Annotated in this window: 22 protein-coding genes; 6 read left to right on the top strand and 16 right to left on the bottom strand. The window is 66.5% G+C overall.

What is annotated here, in order from left to right:
* Window positions 1–20 precede the first annotated feature (20 nt).
* Window positions 21–596 carry an HhH-GPD-type base excision DNA repair protein gene (locus tag V9E98_03190; protein ID MEI2715992.1) on the top strand — a complete coding sequence of 192 codons (576 nt, stop codon included), beginning with the start codon at window positions 21–23 and terminating at the stop codon, window positions 594–596.
* A gap of 230 nt (window positions 597–826) precedes the next feature.
* Complete coding sequence (locus V9E98_03195) at window positions 827–1,000, top strand: hypothetical protein (GenBank protein ID MEI2715993.1); 174 nt, start codon at window positions 827–829, stop codon at window positions 998–1,000.
* On the opposite strand, the gene V9E98_03200 is transcribed toward V9E98_03195, so the two are convergent.
* From V9E98_03200 to V9E98_03220, 5 genes are read right to left on the bottom strand one after another with little or no spacing between them, the layout of a single operon-like run.
* Window positions 987–2,450 (bottom strand): hypothetical protein, encoded by a 1,464-nt coding sequence (locus tag V9E98_03200; GenBank protein MEI2715994.1) that lies wholly within the window; start codon window positions 2,448–2,450, stop codon window positions 987–989. The genes V9E98_03195 and V9E98_03200 overlap by 14 nt on opposite strands.
* 45 nt (window positions 2,451–2,495) lie before the next feature.
* The gene (locus V9E98_03205) at window positions 2,496–3,041 is read right to left on the bottom strand and encodes a hypothetical protein (GenBank protein ID MEI2715995.1); all 546 of its coding nucleotides are present in this window, start codon (window positions 3,039–3,041) and stop codon (window positions 2,496–2,498) included.
* A gap of 47 nt (window positions 3,042–3,088) precedes the next feature.
* Window positions 3,089–3,271 (bottom strand): hypothetical protein, encoded by a 183-nt coding sequence (locus tag V9E98_03210; protein MEI2715996.1) that lies wholly within the window; start codon window positions 3,269–3,271, stop codon window positions 3,089–3,091.
* Entirely contained in the window at window positions 3,268–3,918 is a 651-nt protein-coding gene (locus V9E98_03215; GenBank protein ID MEI2715997.1) for a hypothetical protein, read from the bottom strand. The genes V9E98_03210 and V9E98_03215 overlap by 4 nt, the downstream gene beginning before the upstream one ends.
* Window positions 3,915–4,193, bottom strand: coding sequence for a hypothetical protein (locus V9E98_03220; GenBank protein ID MEI2715998.1), 279 nt, complete (start codon window positions 4,191–4,193; stop codon window positions 3,915–3,917). Before V9E98_03220 ends, V9E98_03215 begins: the two co-directional genes overlap by 4 nt.
* A 391-nt stretch (window positions 4,194–4,584) precedes the next feature.
* Between V9E98_03220 and V9E98_03225 the strand changes: the two genes are divergently transcribed.
* Window positions 4,585–5,130: a hypothetical protein gene (locus V9E98_03225; protein ID MEI2715999.1), complete on the top strand. Its 546-nt coding sequence runs from the start codon at window positions 4,585–4,587 to the stop codon at window positions 5,128–5,130.
* Window positions 5,131–5,332: 202 nt separating this feature from the next.
* Here V9E98_03225 and V9E98_03230 read toward each other — a convergent pair whose 3' ends face one another.
* The 6 genes from V9E98_03230 to V9E98_03255 all read right to left on the bottom strand — a co-directional run bounded on the left by V9E98_03230 (window position 5,333) and on the right by V9E98_03255 (window position 11,183).
* Window positions 5,333–5,692 carry a hypothetical protein gene (locus tag V9E98_03230; GenBank protein ID MEI2716000.1) on the bottom strand — a complete coding sequence of 120 codons (360 nt, stop codon included), beginning with the start codon at window positions 5,690–5,692 and terminating at the stop codon, window positions 5,333–5,335.
* Between the two features lie 225 nt (window positions 5,693–5,917).
* A complete protein-coding gene (locus V9E98_03235; GenBank protein MEI2716001.1) occupies window positions 5,918–6,355 on the bottom strand; it encodes a hypothetical protein in 438 nt (145 codons plus the stop codon).
* Between the two features lie 232 nt (window positions 6,356–6,587).
* Window positions 6,588–8,858 (bottom strand): hypothetical protein, encoded by a 2,271-nt coding sequence (locus V9E98_03240; protein ID MEI2716002.1) that lies wholly within the window; start codon window positions 8,856–8,858, stop codon window positions 6,588–6,590.
* Window positions 8,858–9,004 carry a hypothetical protein gene (locus V9E98_03245; protein MEI2716003.1) on the bottom strand — a complete coding sequence of 49 codons (147 nt, stop codon included), beginning with the start codon at window positions 9,002–9,004 and terminating at the stop codon, window positions 8,858–8,860. Before V9E98_03245 ends, V9E98_03240 begins: the two co-directional genes overlap by 1 nt.
* Window positions 9,005–9,088: 84 nt before the next feature.
* Window positions 9,089–9,283 carry a hypothetical protein gene (locus tag V9E98_03250; GenBank protein ID MEI2716004.1) on the bottom strand — a complete coding sequence of 65 codons (195 nt, stop codon included), beginning with the start codon at window positions 9,281–9,283 and terminating at the stop codon, window positions 9,089–9,091.
* 625 nt (window positions 9,284–9,908) lie between these two features.
* Complete coding sequence (locus V9E98_03255; GenBank protein MEI2716005.1) at window positions 9,909–11,183, bottom strand: recombinase family protein; 1,275 nt, start codon at window positions 11,181–11,183, stop codon at window positions 9,909–9,911.
* 20 nt (window positions 11,184–11,203) lie between these two features.
* Here V9E98_03255 and V9E98_03260 point away from each other — a divergent pair, with 20 nt between their 5' ends.
* Window positions 11,204–11,428 (top strand): hypothetical protein, encoded by a 225-nt coding sequence (locus V9E98_03260; protein ID MEI2716006.1) that lies wholly within the window; start codon window positions 11,204–11,206, stop codon window positions 11,426–11,428.
* Window positions 11,429–11,488: 60 nt separating this feature from the next.
* Here V9E98_03260 and V9E98_03265 read toward each other — a convergent pair whose 3' ends face one another.
* The 3 genes from V9E98_03265 to V9E98_03275 all read right to left on the bottom strand — a co-directional run bounded on the left by V9E98_03265 (window position 11,489) and on the right by V9E98_03275 (window position 14,227).
* Complete coding sequence (locus tag V9E98_03265; protein ID MEI2716007.1) at window positions 11,489–12,637, bottom strand: Dyp-type peroxidase; 1,149 nt, start codon at window positions 12,635–12,637, stop codon at window positions 11,489–11,491.
* Window positions 12,546–13,340, bottom strand: a complete 795-nt coding sequence (locus V9E98_03270) for a copper chaperone PCu(A)C (protein MEI2716008.1) — start codon at window positions 13,338–13,340, stop codon at window positions 12,546–12,548. The genes V9E98_03265 and V9E98_03270 overlap by 92 nt, the downstream gene beginning before the upstream one ends.
* Before the next feature lie 206 nt (window positions 13,341–13,546).
* Window positions 13,547–14,227, bottom strand: a complete 681-nt coding sequence (locus V9E98_03275; GenBank protein ID MEI2716009.1) for a hypothetical protein — start codon at window positions 14,225–14,227, stop codon at window positions 13,547–13,549.
* A 322-nt stretch (window positions 14,228–14,549) separates the two neighbouring features.
* On the opposite strand from V9E98_03275, the gene V9E98_03280 reads away from it, so the two are divergent.
* A complete protein-coding gene (locus V9E98_03280; GenBank protein ID MEI2716010.1) occupies window positions 14,550–16,145 on the top strand; it encodes an RNA polymerase sigma factor in 1,596 nt (531 codons plus the stop codon).
* Window positions 16,146–16,161: 16 nt separating this feature from the next.
* On the opposite strand, the gene V9E98_03285 is transcribed toward V9E98_03280, so the two are convergent.
* The gene (locus tag V9E98_03285) at window positions 16,162–16,875 is read right to left on the bottom strand and encodes a polysaccharide deacetylase family protein (GenBank protein ID MEI2716011.1); all 714 of its coding nucleotides are present in this window, start codon (window positions 16,873–16,875) and stop codon (window positions 16,162–16,164) included.
* Window positions 16,876–16,967: 92 nt separating this feature from the next.
* On the opposite strand from V9E98_03285, the gene V9E98_03290 reads away from it, so the two are divergent.
* On the top strand, window positions 16,968–17,591 hold the full coding sequence (locus V9E98_03290) for an LON peptidase substrate-binding domain-containing protein (protein ID MEI2716012.1): 624 nt from the start codon (window positions 16,968–16,970) through the stop codon (window positions 17,589–17,591).
* Window positions 17,592–17,606: 15 nt separating this feature from the next.
* Here the strand turns inward: V9E98_03290 and V9E98_03295 are convergent, their stop codons facing one another.
* Window positions 17,607–19,514, bottom strand: a complete 1,908-nt coding sequence (locus V9E98_03295) for an IPT/TIG domain-containing protein (protein ID MEI2716013.1) — start codon at window positions 19,512–19,514, stop codon at window positions 17,607–17,609.
* Between the last annotated feature and the right edge of the window lie 241 nt (window positions 19,515–19,755).

The following is a 19,755-nucleotide window of genomic DNA, read 5'->3' on the forward strand; positions in this document are numbered from 1 at the left end:
CCGCCGCCTACCGTGGGCGCGTGCCTTCCCTGACCCTGGCTCAGCAACCCCAGGCTGATGCCCTGCTGTCCAACGACCCGTTCGCACTCCTCGTTGGCATGCTGCTCGACCAGCAGTTCCCGATGGAGAGGGCTTTCGCCGGCCCGTTCCTGTTGGCCGAACGACTCGGGGATCCCACCCGGCTCGACCCCGCTGTCGTGATGGCCACCGACCTCGATCGGCTCATCGCCCTCGCCCAGGGACCACCGGCCATCCATCGCTACCCAGGATCCATGGCACGGCGCATTCAGGACCTGGCCGCGGTCGTGGTCGACGACTACGACGGTGATGCTGCCCGGATTTGGACCACCGGCTCCGGCGGCGAGGTTCTCAAGCGGCTGAAGGCCCTGCCGGGTTTCGGTGACCAGAAGGCCAAGATCTTCCTGGCAGTACAAATAAAGGTAAACGGGTTGGACATCCCTGGCGGTCGTGAGGCTTGCGCCCCCTACGGCGAGCCGGGGACGTTCATGTCCGTCGCCGACGTCACCGGCCCGGACAGTCTCGCCAAGGTCCGCGAATGGAAGCAGGAGCAGAAGCGGGCGCGCGCCGCCACCTGACCGCCACCACCCGTTTCAGGTGATAAGCACCACGTCACCCTGGCTCGGCTCGCCAGCCTCCGCCCCGTCACACTGAGCGGGCACCTCCGGCCACGTCCCCCCCGTCGTGGCCGGGGGTGCAGCCACGTAGCGCCACCTTCACCACGACCGGCCACCAGTTGCCGACAGGCACTGACAGTTTCGCCGGGCACCCTTGACCGGCAGCCCGAGACGGGCCAACGGTGGGCACCATGACCGACTCGCTGACCCATGACGATGCGGCCCGTTTGATCGACACCGACTCCGAGCAGGGCCACCTGCGACTCGACCCGGCGGTGGCGCATCTGGCCCTGACGCCTCAGGAGGCCATGGTGCTCGGCCGGGTGCTGATCGACGCAGCGGTGTCGGTGGCTAGTCCGGAGTGATCGCAGCGGCGGCTAGTTGCTCCTGTGCCTGCGTAATCGCAGACGCCCACACGTTGCCGATCGGATAGGAGTCCGGCACGGCGAACGTCTCCGTGAATCCCTGGGAATCTTCGGGGGCCACGGGAGCGAAGCCCTCGGACCGCAAGCGGGACAGGACGATGGCCTCGGCGGTGATCGCCACCATTCCGTCGTCGAAAGCCGCAGCCTCAACCAGTGTGTATCCGAGCCGTCCCAGGGTCCGCATCCTGTCGTCAAGGTGATTCGTGATCCCCACCTTGTGACAGGTGTAGACCTCATTCCAGAGCAGGTAAAGGGTCCCCGGTTGGTCTGTGCGGTAGCCGGAGATCATCCCGATCCGAGAGCACCGCGGACAAACGCCCTGACCGCGTTTCACGCCTCCGTAGGTCGGGGCGATAGGCAATCCGCATCGCGTGCACACACCCGGCCACGGGGCCTTGGGATTGCCGGGATAGGGCGCGGTCGGCTCGAAGTCGCGAGCCCGCATCTTCCCGAGCACGATGTCCATGTCGACACGCTTGCCCGCGCAGTAGGCGCAGGCGTTGCCGTGACGGTAGACGACGTGTGCGATATCGGCGCTTCCGCCTCGTCCGCAGCGGTGGCATACCCCAGGCCACCGCGACTTGATCCCAGGGAAAGGAACGGACGGATGGAAGTCCTGCGCGAGCATCTTTCCTTCAACGATGTCGGCTGGGATCGAATGACGGCACGGTCGGATGCCGCTGTGTGTGACATCGGCGTATCGAGTGGTTGCGGGCTGGCCGCATGTCACACACACACCGGGCCAGGGAGTGAAGGCGCCGGGGAACGGCACCGAGGGCTGGAAGTCAAAGGCCAGCACCTTGCCCATTACGATTGCGTCATCGAGACGGTTGCCGCCGCAGTAGTTGCAGGGCCCCTGCCCACCTTGAACGCCGGACAGACGCGGGGCTCCGGGATTGCCGCATCGCAGACACACGCCGGGCCAGGGGTGATGGCGACCGCGATAGGGGACCGATGGAACGAAGTCCAGGGCAATCATCTTGGCCCAGGCAATATCGGGATCGGTCTTGCGCTGGGCGCAGTAGGCGCAGGGGTCTCCTTTGCGGGCGGTCACGTGTTGCAGAGTTGGACTTCCCGGTCTCCCACATCGGAGGCACACCCCCGCCCACGGCTTCATTGCGCCGGTGAAGGGCACCGAGGGTCGGAAACCACGAGCCAGCATCTTGCCCTCCGCTAGAGACGGATCGGTGCGCCGCCCAGCGCAATAGCCGCGGGGATGATGCCCAAGCCCCAGTACGTTGCCGAGGAACGGGCGCACCGGACGGCCGCACACCAGACACACTCCCGGCCACGGCTTGTTCAGACCCTGGTAAGCCACCGACGGCTGGACGCCACGGGAGAGCATCTCGGCCCGCGCCTCATCGTCAGTGAGGTACTGACGTGGTTTCATGCTCGACCCCCGATGCGCTCAGTCCATTGTGTCGCCAATGCGCGATCACGACTCCACCAGCCGCCGCAGCCGGTCCAGTTCGTCGGCCCCGGTCCACGACCTCCCGCACGCCGGGCAGGTCAGACCGAACGCGAACCGTTGGGCTCGCAGCATGATGTGGGCGTCGGCGCAGTCCAGATCAGGGCACGGCACGATCCCAGGGCGGGCATCATGCCCATCGAGCGCCCGCGCCAGCGCCCGGCGTGCTCGCCGCAGCGCGTCGATCGCGTCGTCATCGAGATACCCACGCCAGCGCGTGATCCGGTCCACCAGCGCGGGCACAGTCCACGGCCCGTCGTGGTGCAGGTCGTGGGCGATGGCGATGCCGGTGACGATGCGGCGCAGTTCGGCATCGGCATGAACCCTGGCGTCCAGGATGGTGACCCCCTGCGGGGGCTCGGACCAGCGATGCACCTTGACCTTGATCCCGGCATCGGTGGGGGCGCGCCTGGGCAGCACGGCCTCCGCGTCGGTGCGTTGCCAGGTGAGCATCAGCACATCGCACTCATGCAGTAGCGGGTCCCGACCGGGCAGCGCCCCGGGGCCGATCACGGGAGGAGTGCACAACCGCCCACCGCCACCCGGCCGGGAGTTCATGGTCACCGGCGGCGGACTTGGCGCGCCAGTGATGTCGGATGGTCTGGTGGCAGATCCGAGGCGGGCCGATCGTCGGACCAGCGCCCACGCAGCCGGTGGACAGCGGCAGCCAGTTCCCGTGGATCCGCGATCGGTTCGGCCGGTGTCTCGGCGGTGGCGTCGGAGTCTGCGGGTACGTCGCTCACGACGCCACCGCCGAGTCCTCGGGCTCGGCATCGGCCAGCGCCGCCGTGACGGCGGTTGCCAGGCGGTGTAGGCGATCGGGCGTCGATTCGCGCGCCCGGCGAGCGTTGATCAGGTGTGCACTCGCCTGAGAGACGTACGGCTGCGATCCGCTCAGCGGGACGCCCGCGAGGGCGAGCAGTTGCTCGGCTTCATCGGCACGCCGAGCCGATTCGTCGGCGGCCGATTCGGCGGCTGCCACGAGATCCCGACCGTGAGCCCGTGCCTCCGGTGATGCCAGCGCGTCGGTGACGATCGCGGTCATCTTCGCGGTAGCCGATCGTTTCGCGGCGTGAGCGACATCGGCCTCTCGGCGCAGGTCGTGCAGCCGGGCCAGGTCGGCGGCAGGCACCCGAGCCCGCGACGGCTCGTGATCGAGGTACTGCACACCGATTCCGGCCGCCTCAGCGGCCAGGATCAGTTCCCGGCGCCGGTCGTCGTACTCCACTCCCGCCTGCGCGTAGTCCCGTACGGCCGCGATCAGCGCGGCATCGTCGGACCAGCGCGCGCTCTCGGCCAGGAAACGCATGGCACGGTCGTTCGCCGCGCCCCCGAACGTCGGGGCGTCGGCGATCGCGTCGGCCAGTGACTTCGATCTGGACTTGCTCATGCGGATGTCCTCATCTCAGATTCGTAGGCCGCCCGAGCGGCGGGGGTGAGTCGAAATGCGGTCCAGCCCAGGTGTCGGCCACGCTCCGTGATCCCGCTCAAGACCATGTTCTGCATCGCGGATCGGACCGCGTTTCGGTTCCGGTCCGACTGAACCAACCCGATGGCCACCGTCACATCGTCAGGACGCCAGAACTGCTCCGGGTCCGCGGCGACCAGGTGCGCGAACACAGCGGCGGTGATGCCGCGTCGGGTCGGGGCGATCGGTAGGCGCACGTGGTGACCGTAACTCAGATGGGAATCATTCTCAATAGCAGTAAGTGACAAACGGCGGGCTTGCATCGGCCCTTAGGCGCAGTGCGTGGTGGGGGCCGGGGGGACGCGAGAGGCGGGGGCGCCCCAGAGCCCGACCAGTGGGAACACACAGGAATCCGGGTGGACCGGTGTCGGTCCTGGGGCGGCAGTTGTTCTTGAGTTCGTTGCGCTGCCGGGCAGGCCGGGGCCACGTGCGGTGGATCGGGGAGGTTGGGCCGACTTCGCCCCATCGCATATTGCAGAGCGTAGGCTCGAGGTCACGGGGCGCAGTCAAGGCTCCGGCCGCAGCGTTGAAATCAACGGCGCAGTGGGTAGTCGAGCGTTGGAAATCCAACGGGAAAGTTCAAGAACAATGAAGACACATCAGCGTTTTGCTATGGCACTGGGGATCGCGGCGACTTCGGCAGCCGTTTGCTTCTCGGCCGTCTCGCTAGCAACGGCGGACGACGGGTGGACAACCCAGTCAGCGACTGAGGAAGTCGCTCTCGGTCGTGACATTGACGCCATGCATGAGCAGGCAGAGGCCAGAGCGAAGCGATCACAAGCGCGAGTCGCGAAACTGGATCAGACCATGACCGCAACTGGCAAGAAGGGCCCGCGCGGTCCGCGCGGTCCGCGGGGGCCGGCAGGGCCGCAAGGACCATCCGGTGTGCTGAACATCTACTCGGTCGTTTCACCCACGTTCACTGTGAGCACCAACGGAAGCGGCGATTACACAGCGACCTGCACATCGGGCGGAAAAGCCATCAGCGGAGGCTTCATCCAGGCGGATACGCCAAACTTCTGGCTCAGCACATCGATCGTTGGCAACTCTGAGGGCGAATGGATCTACAGCGTCACGAACGGGAGTAGCGTGTTCACCGCATCAGTCTTCTTTGAGACGATTTGCGCCTTGTAGCCGCTGCCGCGGCGGACCATCCGGGATTCCTAAGTGGTCCCGGCTGGGCCGCCCCGGGTACTCAGGCAACCCCGACGGTCCCGCGGCGTCCTGGCATCGGTCCGCCAGTACGGGAGCAGACGGGGCAGAGGCTGCAAGCGGTGGAGTTGTGTGTGTGTTGGATCAGTGTCGGTCAGTTGTCTTCCAACTTGTCCGGGTACTCCTACTTACGCCAGTTCCGCTTGTCGATTACGTAGACGCCAGCGGCTACTTCGGTGATAACCAATCTTGACGGAGCCCGCGCGCTGCAGGCTGTGGTGACTTCCTGCTGAAAGTCGGCAATCAATACGTCGTCGGGCAGAGCGGGCTCGATGCCGTCCACGTCACGAGCGCTAGTCAACATGTCCGCTGCGGCAACGCGCTGCTGGTCAGATGTCATGTCGTCGTTCCAGTCGGCGCATGTTGTGTTGGCGTAGGACTTGGTCCAGGTCTGCTCGAACCTGCTACTCGTGCTGCCGCCGGAACATCCGGCCAACATGATCGCGATAGAGCCGACGACAAGGAGACGGTTCAACGAAGCCATTCGGAAACCCCCGTTCGTGAACTCTTTGCCAGCCTACCGATTCTTCAACGTCGGCACCTAGTTGACCGGGACCACCGTTGGGCGACGAGGCGGTGGGAGTCGACCCATCCATGTGGACACCGCACAGCATCTTCGATTCCGGCACGATCAACTGGCAGCCGCGTTGCAGGCAGCCCGAGCGCGGGTCGGGGTAGCCGAACTCCAGTTTCGGTGCGGCGACGGTGGTTATGGCGTGCCCTTTGCGTAGCGGGCCAGATACCGCGCCGCGACGGTCGCCGTCATCGGGCCGGATGCGTCGCGGTCGCTCGGGTGCCACACGATGCGGGGCTGGCCGACTGCGACCAGCGCGCCCGTGGCGCCACGGACGAAGGGCTGGCCGCTGGCGTCGAACGCGGCCACCCTCCGCGTGTAGACCGGAGCGTCGCTCGTCGGGTCGCCGTCGCGGGTGAAGGTGACGCGGTAGCCGCCGCCGGGTTGGTAGTTGTAGTTCCTCATCGAGATGTCCTTTCGTCGTTCGGCTCGTGGAGATCGTGCTGGGGTTCCGGGCAGCCCGGATGGGTGGCGATGCCCGCCACCGCCAAAGCCACGGCCATGGGAGCGCCGCAGTACTCGCAGGGCGGGCCCGTAGGTGACCCGGATTCCGGGGTCGGTGGTGGTGGTCATGGAGTGGGTCCTTCCGGTAGTCGATTCGAAGGTCATTTCGCCCGCGCCGAGGGGGGCGGAGCAGGGGGTACGTAGGGGGTACGCGTACCCCCTACCCCCGCGCGACAACACCGCCACCGACGCGGGCCGCCACGCTTAGATAGATAGATTTCTTCATCTACGTGTACGGGCCAGGTCAGGGGGGTAGGGGGTACGCGTACCCCCGTACCCCCTACCCCTTGCGCTGGCGGTGTCACGGCTTCACCCGGCCCGGCGTCATGCGGGCGACCGTCTCGGTGGGCTTGGTCGGGTGGGGCCGTTCATCCACGACGATCCACCCCGCCCTCCGAGCGATCGCCAGGGCTTCATCCCAGAACGCCAGCAGACCGTCCTGGCTGGCCCGACCCTTCGCACACTTCCGGACGCACCCGTCCGGTCGATCGCGGTGGTGAGTGTGCACGTGGCGCGCGATCCGTTGCGCGAGCCGCTGCGGGCCGGTGTCGTCGCTGATCCGCTGAGCAACGGCGGCCTGTCGAGCCTGTCGCAGTCCACGGTGTTCGTCATCGGCTTTCGCCCGTGCCTGACGGTCGGCGTGGGCGTACTTCAACGCGACGGCCGACATCGCTTGCAGATGGCCGCTGATCGCCCAGTCATCGCCGGTGATGTCGTGGCGGCCGTCCATCAGTGCCAGCAGCGCGGACACTTTCAACCGTTGCAGGTTGTCGTGCTGACCGTCGCCGTTGCTGCCCAGCGGCGCCCAGGACGTAGCGACGGCGTGGCGGGCGTCGTCGATGTGGTCCGCGATGTCGTCGGGCACGGTGATCGCGGTCAGGTGGCGACCACCGCCGAGAGGGGGGCGTGGAAGTTCCAGAGGTCCGGGCCACTCGGGGCGGTCGCGGCGCCTGGGAATCGAGGGGTCCACCAGCGGCGCCCACAGGAAGCGTTGCGGGGTCCCGGCGTCAGCGTGCTGCAACAGCCCGTCCGCCTTGCCCACTTGCACGCCGACCACTACGGACAGCCGGTAGCCGTGGGCGGCCATCTCGGCCCGCTTGGTCGGGTCCGCGTACGGCTGGGACAGTTTGCTGCCCATCCATGCGGAGTTCAGCAGGCCCAGAAGGGTGGAGCCGCCGCGCTCGGTTTGCGGCGTCAGCGACGCCACTTCATCGACTTGCACGGCCATGGCGGTGTCGCGTTGCACCCACTTCTTGACCCCCTTGTCATAGGCGCCGTACTGACGCAGCAGACCCTCGCCAGAGGCCACCCCGGGATTCAAGGTGCCCCACGTGGCCAGGTCTTCGGCCACAGCCAACGTGGACGACTTGCCAGCGCCCGAGCGCCCGAGCAGGGCAACGTACAGATTCAGCGAGACGTGACCGCCGACGATGGGCGGCAGGACGTGACGCGGGTCGATCTCGGCGCAGTAGCGCGCCAGGAATGCCGCCAGGACGGCCGGGGCGGAGACACCACGGGCGTAGGCGGCTGCGCGCAGATGCTCCAGCCATCCACGCTCGTTCCACACGGAATCCAGCGCCCCCGCCGGATTCGGTCCGCCAGGACTCTCACCGTCGCCGGTCGAGCCCTTCCACTCGTCGATCCTCCGCACCCGCCCGCTCCGCCACTCGGCCTGCGCCTGAGCGCGGGCGGTATGGACTTGTTCCAGCACCTCCTGCGGCCAGGTGTCGAACGGCGATTCGGGCACCTCTCCGTCATCGACCATCGCGGCGGCGGCGGCCTCGATCGCCGTGCACATCTTCTGGAAGTCGCCGTCGTACCGGGACTGCGCCAAGCACCACGCAGCGGTCATCGGAACACCGGGTTCGGCCCAGTCCACGGAACTGGAGTGGATCACCACCACACCGCGCAGGCAGTTGCCGGACTGATCGGACTCGGCACCGGGGCGCACGAACACCACCGCACCATCAGGGCGAGTGCCCACCACTTCCCAGGCATCAGGCAGGACGCAGGGCACCGGCAGCGACCCGTCCGCCACCGCGTCCGTGATGACCGCCCCGCTGCCGGTCAGACCGGATCCTTCCGGGGGCCGGTCCTGTCGATTCTGGCGGCGCCGTTCGGCGTCGGACGGTTCATGCAACTCGCGGATCGGGGCCACGAGCACCTCGTACTCATCACGGGTCAGTTCGTGCACCTGCCAGTCATCGGGCAGCCGGGGCCGTCCGGGGCCGTGGATGACGGCGTACTGGCGATGACGGCGCAACTCGGCGAGCAGGGTGTCCGTGCCGTCAACCGCCCGGCGCGCCAGCACGGTGTCTGCGGGCAGATCGCCCGCCGTGATGCGCAGGTACGCGTGCCGCCCGCCGTTGCGGGACCTCTGTTGACAGGACTCGGGCAAGCGGTCGAACACGCCACTGATCTGTGGGAAGTCCATGCCCGCGCTCTCCGCGTCGATGGTCACGGTCCGAGTCACGGACGACGACAACACCGCCCAGCCGTGCACAGTGGCACCGCGCTTGCCGACGCCGTGCGAGATCCACTGACGGACGTCATCAGCGCTGGCAGGCTCCATCACGTAGTCCCGACCACCGTGGCGCCACTGACCGGTTGGCGCTTCTTGCGCCCCACGGGGTAGAGCGCCAACGCGTTGGCCAGGAGGATGGCGGCGGCGCGTTGCAGTTCGGCCGGGTCGGAGGGGTTGAACGAGACCTTCCTCATGCGCCCCCCCCGAGCGATTCGGCGGTGGAGGGGACTGCAACATGGTCGGCGAGCCGCAGCGTCGCGATGACCCGATCGAGTTGCTCATCGGTCATCGGTGGCGCCGCGTCCAGCAGACGTTGCAATAGCAGGTTTCATCTCGACCCCGAGCGTGTTGCTCGGGGTCTCCTGTGCCGCGCTCATCAGGCGGTGGCAGGCGATATCCGGGTGCGCGGGCATAGGAATCCCGAGCAGTTCGTACAGTCCGGCGACGGGGATGACGATGCGCCGGTCACTCACACGCACGGAGGGGATGAGTCCCTGACTGCACCGACCTGGTGGGCGCTGGCGGCGAGACAGGCCGAGGATCTCGCGCGGCCTCGGTGATGGTCACGACGGGCGTCTCGTACGGACTGGGAAGCGGTCGAGTTGCAGGCATAGGATGCACGCAGCCTCTCTGTGATGAGTAGGTTGTGCCGTCCGTCCCTTGTTCGTGCCAATGAATCCGGGGGCGGGCGGCTCTGTCATCGGGAGACTGCACTGCATGTCATCGGGCTGTCCAGCAGGCCGGTTCCCCTTGTGACACTTGAACTTTCCGGCCTTACCGGCGGCTAGTTGCGGCTACCGGCGACTACCTGCAACTACTGACCATCGGAGTCCACCAGAGTTCCGTCGCTAGGTGCCGTTACCACTCGCTATCGATGGCTAGTGCCAGTCACGTTGACGTCACCGGCCGAACTTCAACATTGACCGATTACCGATCATTCTCCGCAGTCAGACCCACTCGACTTCGATGTCATCGGCGGTCGGATGCGTCGTAACCGCCGCCCGCACAACCGTCACCTTCATCAGGCCGCGCAGCAAGAAGTCGCGCAACGCCTCCGGATCTTCGTCGGCCAGGTTGTCCAGCCGTCCCGGCGCCAGTTCATCGTCGGGAACTGTCAGGATCGCGCGGAGCGCCGGATTGGCGCCCGGGCGGGTGTGTCGGCCGCCGAGTGCATCTGCTCCAGTTTGCGGCGGATGGGCTTGGCGGCTGCCGCGTAGTCCTCTGGCGCCAGGGCACCTTCCGCGGCCAGCGTCGCCAACGCCGCCAGGCGGTCGGACAGTTCCTTGATGTGCTCGCCCTCTCCGTTGTGTTCCGCCAGTTGCTCGGCACGCTCGACAGCGCGCGCTGTGAGCCGTTCCCGGTTGCGGGCGATCCGCCCGGGCGGCCAGGCTCGAGCACTCGATCGGCAACCAGTTCGTACCGGCGGGTCAGGTGTTGAGTGGGCGGGCACATGAGCCGAACGCTGACCTTGGAGCGGTCACGGGTGCCCTTGTAGGTGGAGGTGTTCATGTGATGTCCACACAGGCCGCAGATGACGAACCCGGACAAGGCTCTGGTAGGCCGTCGCCCGCTACCGCTGCGGCCGTTCGTGCGGCGCTTCGGGTTGCTCAGGATCGCGTCCACCTGCCGCCAGGTGTTCGGGTCGATCAGACGTTGACCGTCGGCGGCATCCGCCACGATGGCGCCCTTGTATGAGATCAGTCCGGCGTGCCGGGGATTGCGCAAGGTCCGCCCCCAGGAGCGCGGGTCCATCTTGTCGTCCGGCCAGCGGCGCGCGATGCTACGCAGGCTCCACCCATCGAGCAGCAGGGCCGCAGCCTCCGCGATGCGCGGACCTTCCTCAGGGTGTGGCAGCCAGTGGCCCACAGTGTCGGTCCGGGTCCAGCCGTATGGCCGCAGCGTGGACAGGTACAGACCACGGTCGGCGTCATCGGCGCGAGCCTCCGCCACGCGATCGCCCTTGCGGCGTGACTCGTGTTCGGCCACCGATCCCATGATCTGCGCACGCATGATTCCGGCGGCTGTGGTCAGGTCCACATCGCCATCGACACAAGTGCGGATCGTGACCGCGTGGCGCTCGACCGCGGAGGTCAGTTCGATCAGATCTTGCATACGCCGGTAAAGGCGGTCGCTGGCCCACGCCGCGACGTGAGTCACCGTGCCCGCTTCGATGTCGGTCAGCAGTCGCTCATATGCCGGACGCGTGCGGCCCGAGTAGGCGGAACGGTCATTGTCGATGTACTCGACGGCCGCGGCCCGGTACTTCGCCGGGATCAGTTCACGGCAGGTCTTGACCTGGCGGGTGACGCCGACCGCCTGGCCCTTCTTGTCGAGACTGATTCGGGCATAGATCGCCCAGCGCTGTTCGGTCACCGGTGAGAGTCCCCTCGTAGGTGTCTACCGCTATTCTGCCATCTAGGTTCCTGGCATTGGTTGCCAAGAGGTTGGACGTCAAGCCTCGTGGTTGGCAGTCGGCCTGCGCCCCCTACGGCAAGCGGGGAACGCGGATGTCGGTGGCGGATGTCACCGACATCCAGACCCTGAACGAGGTGCGCGAGTGGAAGAAGGCCCAGAAACTCGCCAAAGCGGCGTCGAGTGAGTCGTCGGCGGGTATCTGACACCTGCGCTGTAACCATCGGGGCACGGCGTGCGGCGGACAGCTCTCACCCGGACAGTTCTCACCCGAACAACGCGTGCCCCAGCCAGCCACCGGACTCGAACCCGGGCAACACCGCGGCGACGCTGGACCCGATGGGGGTGGTCCACACGTTGAGCAGATCCTCGTCCTGCAGTCGCTCCTGGATAGGCACGAACTGTCGATCGACATCTCCCGCGAATGCTACGAAGAGCAAACCGGCATCCGGTCTACCGTTGGTCTCACCATCGTCGTAGTTGTACGGACGGCGATAGATCCGCTCCTCGGGATTCTGCGGAGCCGCGAGCCGGATGTGAGCGAACTCGGGGATCGTGAGCAAGCCGTTGGTGGTAGCGGCGAGGTCGGGGGGATCCTTCTCGCTTCCTCCGGTCAAGGGTGCACCGTCGCTGAGCCGACGCCCCATCATCTGCTCGCGGGAAGTGCGGTCGAGTCCGGACCACGTATCCAGGTTCATGCGGATACGACGCAGGACCATGCCGGATCCGCCACGAATCCAGTCCGGCCCCTCGTCGACCCAGACGACAGAATCGAAATCACTGGTCCCGGGGGTTGGGTTCACCGTGCCGTCGATGAACCCCATCAAGTTGCGGCCAGTCGATCCCGCGGGGGTGGTCCCGACCGCGCGATGAAAGCCCGGCTGCACCCAATCCACATTTGCGGTGGCCTTGGCGTCACCGGTGAGAACCTGACGGGCGTGGGAGACCGTGATCGGATCGTCGGCCCCGATCTGCACGACCAGGTCACCACCCGACCAGCGTCGCTGCAGGTCATCCACATTGAATCGTGGGAGCGGCCGCAGCCACCGTGGGCGCGGAACGTCCTGCATCCCAGCAGCAGTGAACAGTCCAGGTCCCACGCCGACAGTGATGGTCAGGCGAGCGGGCACAGCGGCGAGTTCCGGTGCCACGTCGGCCAGGGCCGGCAGTCCCTGCGTGAGTCGCTCGATGTCGTCGGTCCACACCTTCATCAAACGCGCCAGGTCCGCACGGGTCACGCCTGTGCGCAGGGTGAACCCGACGAAACTGGCGAAGGACTGCAACGGGGTGGTTACTCCTGCCTGGTGCGGCCCCCAACAGGACTCAATCGCGGTGCCGACGTGCTCGGTGGGTGGAGTGTCGGAGACGACGGCGGATTCGTCTGCTCCAATCGGGGTGGGGCGCGCGACCGTCATGGCGCCCAGTGTCGCGGCGCCACCCATCAGCAGGTGGCGTCGCGACACGGGGGACGAACGACGTGGAGTCTGTGCCATCGGTCAGGACTTCGTCGGGTCCGGCGACGACTTCGTCGGGTCTGGTGACGACTTCGTCGGATCTGGTGACATGGAGTCCATCGGAGTCCATGGACTCGGATCCACCTGGTTGATACTTCTCGTCTCCTCCTGAGAAGTTCTTGGCTTGCGCCGTGAACTGGGCCGTGGCGCCACCGGTACAGGTCAAGGTGATGGTGATGTCCTTACCGGCCTTGATGGGGCCCGTGAGATCCATCAGCATCACGTGATAGCCCCCGGGCTCAAGCAGCAAAGTTCCGCTGGCCGGCACAGCGAACCCGTCGGCCACCGGTTTCATGACCATGGAGCCGCCGGAATCGACAACTTCATGCAGCTCGGTACGGGCCGACGACGGGGACGACGCGGCCGTTACCGTTACCGGTTCGCCTGAACTGTTGGTGAGTGTTCCGAATGCGGCAGTCATGCCGGAGTTGGCCGCCTTGACCCAGCCGTCGGACACGGTGATGGGACAACTCGGTGACGGACTGCCCCCAGCCGTCGGTGACGAGTTGCCGGTGCAGCCCGACAGTGAGCCGACCCCCAGAACGGCAGCCGCTGCGAGGGCGAGAGCTCGGGGGCGGTGGTTGGTCGTGCGTGATGTGGTCATGCGATTCATGGATTACCTCAGAGTCGATGGATGAGAACGGTCGATGGATGAGAACGGTCGATGGATGAATGGAACGGCCGCTGGATGACAAGAGTCGACGGACGAGCCTGCGGCCAACCGGCGGGGACCACTCGGCCGTCATCGCCGGGTGAGTGATGGGAGCGCCGCCATTACACCGTCAGTGACGCCGCCAGCGAACCCCTGTGTCAGGCAAAGGCAGGTGGGCCACGGTGGGGATGGCCGACATCGACGAACCGGCTCTGAAGTGCGGGGGCTGCCTCTGAGGGAATCGTCCGAAGGCCTCGCGCGGCTCGCTCAGCCAGCGGCCACACCGCTGTGAGCAGATCCAGTAACGATCGCGCGGAAGTGCCTGACAAGCCCGACAAGACCGTGAGGGCTTGCAGTGAGCGCTGCTCCCCAGATGCGAGCCACCACCCCAGCGCCGCAGCCGCCAGAAGATGCCCGGCCACCATCGTCGGTTCGGACACCAGGCACGCGAGAGCATCCGCGATCGCAGAGGCAATCTGGGGGCCGTAGGCATCGGTGGACGTGCGCAGAGCATCTCCGTGGGTCATCGCCATGTCCGCTGTCGACATGGCCGAGTGGCTCGAGGACATGGCGTGCGGGGCGTGACTGCCGGCACCCGTCCCCGGGCTCAGTGCCACATGGACGGCCACCTGTCCCAATACGAGCACCCCGGCTGTTCGTGGCGCTGATCCCGGTCGGCCTTGCGCGCCGCGGGCCACGAGGAGGGCCACCACGAACACCGCGAGGAGTGTGATCGACGTGGAGGTGGAGCCCCCCGCCAGGGTGTGCATCGTGACGCCGAGTGCGAGCATGACGCTCGCCGTCAACGCGGCCCTCAGCCACGGCAGCGACACGATCACCCGACCAGCCTACCCAGCGGACTCGGGCGGTCCGGGGCGCGGTGCGCCGCCCGCGGCAGCGGGCCGATTGTGCCCTGGGGCAGATCCGATCGGGCGATTGCTGGCGGGTCCGGCATACTCGACCCAGGAAACGGGTAGGCCCGCATCGGGAATCCGAAACAGCGTTTCGGTGTTCCCACTGAGGCAGGTGCCGCCACCGGGGTGTTGAATCCGCGACATGACTGAACCCGTGTCACAATGAACCTTGGCGCTCGGCGCCCAAGCCCGTCCAAGTCCTCAGGACTTGACACGGGCCTTTCGTATTCCGCCACGAGGAGGACTGTTGGCCGCCAAGACCGCCACCAAAGGCCGCACCACCAAGGCACCCGCCAAGAGTGCCGATGCTGCCAACGCCGCCAAGAACGGCAAGGCCGGCGCCACAACATCGACCACCAAGGCGTCAGCCAAGACGGCGTCAACTGCAAGGCCTGCGACCAAGAAGCCGACCACCAAGACCGCGGCGAAGCAAACCCCCGCACGCAAGGCCGCGGTGAAAAAGACCCCCGCCAAGAAGGCCACCGCCGGCGTGGCAGCGAAGAAGACCGCCACCAAGGCGGCGACCACCAAATCCGCGGCGGCCAAGAAAGCGCCTGCAGCGAAGAAGGCATCAGCAGCCAAGAAATCCTCTGGGGCAGGCGAGACGGCGAAGGCAGAGTCGACAAAGACCACCAAGCCCGCGACCAAGTCCAGGGGTGCCAAGCGGGCCAAGACGGACGACGAGACTGCGGTTGTCGCCACTGTCGTGGCCGATGCCCCCGTGGCAGACAAGAGTGCCGACGACGAGGTGGACATGTCCGCCGCTGCGGAGATCGAGGCAGCGGCCGAGGCCGACCTGCAAAAGGACCTGGCAACCCTGGAGAAGGATGACTCCGGCAAGCCTGCTGCGCCCGGCACCGAGGGTTTCGTGCTGTCGGACAGCGACGACACCGACGAACCGGTCCAGACCGTCACTGTGGCCGGCGCCACTGCGGACCCGGTCAAGGACTACTTGAAGCAGATCGGCAAGGTTCCCCTGCTGAATGCCGAGCAAGAGGTGGTGCTGGCCAAACGGATCGAGGCGGGACTCTTCGCCGAGGAGAAGCTGGCCGATCCGGCGTTCACGAAGAAGCTCAACGACGACCAGCTCTACGAGTTGGAGCAGCTCGTCGTCATCGGCCGTCGCGCCAAGAACCACCTTCTCGAAGCGAACCTGCGCTTGGTGGTCTCGCTCGCCAAGCGTTACACCGGCCGCGGCATGCTGTTCCTCGACCTGATCCAGGAAGGCAATCTGGGCCTTATCCGTGCGGTCGAGAAGTTCGATTACAAGAAGGGCTACAAGTTCTCCACCTACGCGACGTGGTGGATTCGTCAGGCCATCACCCGCGCTATGGCCGATCAGGCACGTACCATCCGGATCCCGGTGCACATGGTCGAGGTCATCAACAAACTGGCGCGTGTCCAGCGGCAGATGTTGCAGGACCTGGGCCGCGAGCCGACGCCCGAGGAGTTGGCCAAAGAGCTCGACATGACCCCCGAGAAAATCGTCGAGGTTCAGAAGTACGGCCGGGAACCCATCTCGCTGCACACGCCCCTCGGCGAGGACGGCGACAGCGAGTTCGGTGACCTGATCGAGGACTCCGAGGCCATCGTTCCTGCAGACGCTGTGTCATTCACCTTGCTCCAAGAGCAGCTGGATCAGGTCTTGGTCACCTTGTCCGATCGCGAGGCGGGCGTCGTTCGCATGCGCTTCGGTCTCACTGACGGCCAGCCCAAGACCCTCGACGAGATCGGCAAGGTCTACGGCGTCACTCGCGAACGTATCCGTCAGATCGAGTCGAAGACCATGTCCAAGTTGCGCCACCCGAGTCGCTCACAGGTGCTGCGCGACTATCTGGAGTGACAGGGTCCTCTTGGGGCTATCCGGGTTCGCAGGCGGGGACGACGGCGAACCGGTAGCCCATCTTCTGCCACTTCGGCAGCATCGTGCGCACGGCGGAGACGGTCGTAGCGTGAGTGTCGTGCATCAGGATTACCGCCCCCGGGCTCGTCGCCTTGCGCAGCGCGCGGACCGTCCATCGCTGGGAGTGTGGTGACCAGTCGTCGATGTGCGCGGTCCACATCACCGGCTGGAATCCCAGACCCAGTGCCACCTTGGCCACTCGCTCGTTGATCAGCCCATAGGGCGGTCGCATGCACGAGTCCAGGCGGATCAGACGCTCGGGGTGGCGCAGTTGCCAATGAACCTTCCGCGTGGATATCTGCGTCAACCTCGGGTGATCCCACGTGTGGTTGCCGATGGCGTGACCGTCGCGGTGCATCCGCCGGATGGTCGACTTGTCGGCCGCAGCCGCTTGTCCGGATACGAAGAAGGTGGCGGTGGCATCGTGACGTCGCAGCGCTCGCAGGAGCGAACTCGTGGCGGGAGCGGGGCCGTCGTCGAACGTCAGGTACAGGACCTTGTCGTGGGTCCGGGGACCGACCGCCGCGCGATACCACCCGGGCGGATTCGGAATCCCCTTGCTCATCTGCTGTGGGCCGCTTCCCTTGTTCCACCGGACATCGTCGGTTCCGCCCGCCCCCACGCCCAGAGATGTCACCACAGCAAGGATGCCGATCGCGACCACGTTCACCTCATCAACATACGACTTGCACCTGAGCAGCCGCGGACAGGCATGGCACCTGCCGGATTGCCGATCGCGAGTCACGGTGGTTCGCTGATCGCATGGACTCAACACCGATGTTCCCCCTGGGTTCGGTGCTGTTCCCCCATATGCCGCTTCCGCTGCGCTTGTTCGAATCGCGCTACCTCGTCATGCTCGGACACCTACTCGAGCAAGACGACCCGTCTTTCGGGGTGGTCCTCATTGAGCGAGGACAGGAGGTCGGCGGTGGCGAACAGCGATTCGGTGTGGGCACCATGGCGCAGATCATCGAAGTTGACGCTCGCAAGGACTTCGTGTCCGTGGTGGCGCGCGGCACTGATCGATTCAGAGTCGTCGACTGGGAGGCGGACGGCCCCTACCCCAGGGCGACACTCGCGCCCCTGCCCGAACTGCACTGGAACTCGGGCCTGGAACCCGCCCGCAACGAAGCGGAGTCACAGGTGAGGCGGGCCCTGGCGGCCATGGAGGAAGTCGGAGGGACTGTCTGGCCGGCCGACGTCGCCCTGGCGACGGATCCGATGATCGCGACCTGGCAATTGGCCGGACTCGCCCCCATCGGTCCGATGGATCAACTCTCACTGCTGCAGGTGGAGTCGACGGCCGACCTGCTGGCGGCGATCAGTAGGTTGAGTCGCGAGGTGACCGACATCATGTCGCTGCGCCGTTCCGAGTCGGGGGAGTAGCGTGCCGCTACCGCGCTACTTCTTCTGGCGGAAGCCCACTGTCATCCATGACCCGTAGCCCACGGCGTTCGCTGCCTGGACCTGGACGTTGTACTTGGCGCGCTTTCGCATGCCCTTGAGGGTTCGCTTCGTACTTGTCTGCTCATGCCAGGATCGGTAGTTCGTCTTGCGGTTGGGCTTCGTCCACCGGATCCGGTACTTCACGATCGGGGAACTCCCTGTGGCGCTTGGTGGTCGCCACGAGATCTGCACCTTGCGCTTGCGGAAGTTGCTCGCCTTGAGACGGTTCACGACGCCCGGCTTGCTGATGAGCGGCGGGGGCGTGGTGGGCTGAGTGGTCGGCGCTGTAGTGGGAGTAGTGGTCGGGGTCGTTGTGGGAGCGGCGGTGGGTCTCGACGTGGGTGAGGCGCCATCCGTGTAGGTGTAACCGCCGGCCAGCGAGCCGGACGCCGTATCCGGATTGGTCACAGTCACGGCCACCGCTCCGGCCGCATGGGCCGGAGTGGAGCACGTAATGCTCGTGGTCGAGACAACGGTGGGGGAGGTGCAAGCGGAGCCACCCAGGGACACCGTGGCACCGCTGAGGAACCCGGTTCCCGTCACAGTGACTGGAGTACCGCCGCTCGTTCCACCCGAAGCCGGGGACACGGCCGTGACCGATGGCGCGGTTCCCACCAGGATTCCCGTGTTCGACTGCGCGATCCGGCTCGTCCCATCGGATCGTGTCCAGGTTGCCACGGCGGTGATTCCATCAGCTGACAAACTCACCCCGGGGGGCGATGGCGCCCCACCGGTCGCCGACACGGTTACCGGAGTCTGCCAGGTACCTGTGGTACCGCTGACCTCCGCGGCCGCGGTCTGGATCACCGTGTCCGACTGCCGCCAGATCACGACGGATCGGCCTCCCGAAGCCGACATCTGCACCTGCGGCACTGCGGCGCCGGACCCGACGACAGCTGTGATGGATCCCCACGTACCGGTGTTGCCGTTGACGGTTCCCACCCGGGACTGCAGCACCCCGTTGCGGTCCCATGTGGCGATGACGCGATCTCCGGCGGAGGCTGCCGCGACTGTGACGTTGGCCGCGTCCTGGCCCGGTGCGCTGAGTTCGGTCATCGGGCCCCAGTCGGCTGCTATTCCGCTGATCGTTGCCGAGCGGGACTGGGCGATGATGTGCGAGCCGTTGCTTCGCAACCAGGTGGCAGTGGCGGTGACCCCATCGTCGGAGAGTGTGGTGCCGGCCCGTTCGGCGCTCCCACCCGGCGCGGACAACGTGGTGGCCGTTCCCCACGTCGCTGCTGCTCCGGCCACAGTCGCCACAGCGGACTCCACGACGCTGTCGCGTCGCCAGGCAGCGATTGCAGCAGCCCCATCGTCGGACACCCGGATCACGGGACGGGATGCGCTTCCCGCCGGGGAGATGTTAGTCACGCCACCCTCCCACGATGCGTCGTTCCCGCTGATGGTGCTGGACGCGGATCGGATTCGAGTGGTTCCCGGATCGACCCACACCGCGGTCGCCCGGTCGCCCGCGGCGGACAGAGCGACATCGGGGTCGGTAAAGCCTGGGGGCAACACGCCGGAAACTGTGCGGGTGATGCCCCAAGTCGCCGAGTTGCCTGACACCGTTGCCGACCGTGCCCTGATGAAATCCCCAGCACCGCCATCCCACACAACTGTGGCGTGGGTACCGTCGGTGTCCAGGGCGACTGCGGGGGGTTCGGCGGTCGAAGCAGCGAAGTCCTCCAAGGGACCCCAGGTCGCGGTGCCCCCGGACATAGTCGCAACCCGGGCCTGAATTACGCCGCCCCGTAGCCACACTGCGATCGCCCGGCTGCCGTCCGCCGAGATCTCGATCTGCGGATCCGTGGCGTCGACTCCGGTCGAGGACAGATCGGTGACCGAGCCCCACGAGCTGCTCACGTCCGCTCCACCAGACGAAGGTGCCAGCAGCAGCAGACTGGCAGTGAGAGCAAACACCACCGAGAGCGCCAGAGGACGTCTCAGGCCCATCGTCAACCTCAATCCGCAGACGTCTGTTCATACCGCCCAGGGGAACCCCTCAGGCGGCAACCTCCACCATAAGGCGTGATCCGCGGCGCGAGGTCCATGACAGGCGCCTCCCATGCCCGTGCCTGTCCGGCAGGAAGCCCGCTCGCGGCTC

The sequence above is a fragment of the Candidatus Nanopelagicales bacterium genome, from assembly GCA_037045355.1.
Taxonomy (GTDB): Bacteria; Actinomycetota; Actinomycetes; order S36-B12.

Coding starts and splice junctions, on each gene's coding strand:
- V9E98_03195 (MEI2715993.1), top strand. CDS start 827: ATGACCGACTCGCTGACCCATGACGATGCGGCCCGTTTGATCGACACC.
- V9E98_03290 (MEI2716012.1), top strand. CDS start 16,968: ATGGACTCAACACCGATGTTCCCCCTGGGTTCGGTGCTGTTCCCCCAT.
- V9E98_03215 (MEI2715997.1), bottom strand. CDS start 3,918: ATGAGCAAGTCCAGATCGAAGTCACTGGCCGACGCGATCGCCGACGCC.
- V9E98_03270 (MEI2716008.1), bottom strand. CDS start 13,340: ATGACCACATCACGCACGACCAACCACCGCCCCCGAGCTCTCGCCCTC.
- V9E98_03245 (MEI2716003.1), bottom strand. CDS start 9,004: ATGAGGAAGGTCTCGTTCAACCCCTCCGACCCGGCCGAACTGCAACGC.
- V9E98_03235 (MEI2716001.1), bottom strand. CDS start 6,355: ATGACCACCACCACCGACCCCGGAATCCGGGTCACCTACGGGCCCGCC.
- V9E98_03265 (MEI2716007.1), bottom strand. CDS start 12,637: ATGACGGTCGCGCGCCCCACCCCGATTGGAGCAGACGAATCCGCCGTC.
- V9E98_03230 (MEI2716000.1), bottom strand. CDS start 5,692: ATGGCTTCGTTGAACCGTCTCCTTGTCGTCGGCTCTATCGCGATCATG.
- V9E98_03240 (MEI2716002.1), bottom strand. CDS start 8,858: ATGGAGCCTGCCAGCGCTGATGACGTCCGTCAGTGGATCTCGCACGGC.
- V9E98_03200 (MEI2715994.1), bottom strand. CDS start 2,450: ATGAAACCACGTCAGTACCTCACTGACGATGAGGCGCGGGCCGAGATG.
- V9E98_03225 (MEI2715999.1), top strand. CDS start 4,585: ATGAAGACACATCAGCGTTTTGCTATGGCACTGGGGATCGCGGCGACT.